Below are 877 nucleotides of genomic sequence, written 5' to 3' on the forward strand. Positions count from 1 at the left end.
CCGCAGAACACCAGGGCAATGATTGTTGCGGCCAGTGCGCCGAGAGTAGACAACGCCAGTCTGGCTGACGACGGCGTATGAATTCCAGGCGGGCCGGAGAACCAGAACGTTGCGCAGAGACCGAGCGCGGCGCCAATCAGCGCAGCGATCGCGACACATCGCCACGTGGTCAGGCGCCGAATCCGCTGAAGAACGAGTACGACAGGTGTTCCGATGCAAAGGCTCAGAAAGTAGCTCAGCGGCAGAAGGGCAAGCAGGAACTCGTCTATCAGTTTCCCGGCATGTCCCGGACCTGATGTGGGGTAACCGGACCATGCGAATGTGGCGAGAACGTACAGCAATGGCGCACTCATCGGCGCCACCAGAGCAGCCAGTACGGCTTTCATGTCTCAGTTTCTTCTAGGGTCGACATTCGCGGGGACCTGGGGCTCTTCTTCCTTGGGCAATGTCTTGAAGCCCGAGGCGATCTCGTCGTACGACGGGCATTCAGCCGAAGTTGTTCGAAGCTTTCTGCCTCGGTATGCGCAGGAGAGATCTCGGCCCTACCATCAAAAGCGCCGACCCGAAGATGGTCGATCGGTAGTGGCGTCGAGCTACTTGGAGCATTCGCATTCAGCCTTGTATCGTTCGATGATCGTCTTGGAATGCAAGAGCTTGCACTACCGATCGAACGACTCCTTTTGAATCCGATAGGTAGTCTCCTCAAGCACGTCCTCGGGGGCCAAGCTGCTGGCAAGCATGCGTTTGATCACGCGATCCCGACCGAAAACGATGGTTGCAACAAATCCCTCTGCTCCGTCGCCTCCGCGAAGGACAAGATGGTAGGACTCCCGCTTCGGGATCAGCTTGGCAGTTCGAACGTTGGTGAGGCCGCGGA

At 58.2% G+C, this 877-nt stretch carries 2 protein-coding genes; both read right to left on the reverse strand.

Features of this window, described 5'->3' with window-relative positions; genetic code table 11:
- Positions 1 to 386, reverse strand: a 386-nt coding sequence (locus tag AC1D15_RS34850) for a hypothetical protein (RefSeq protein WP_477829673.1), incomplete at its 3' end; no start/stop codon positions are given.
- A gap of 273 nt (positions 387 to 659) precedes the next feature.
- Positions 660 to 877: hypothetical protein (locus AC1D15_RS34855; protein WP_477829674.1), on the reverse strand; the 218-nt coding region annotated here is incomplete at its 5' end.

This window comes from Rhizobacter sp. P2_H2, assembly GCF_056403375.1.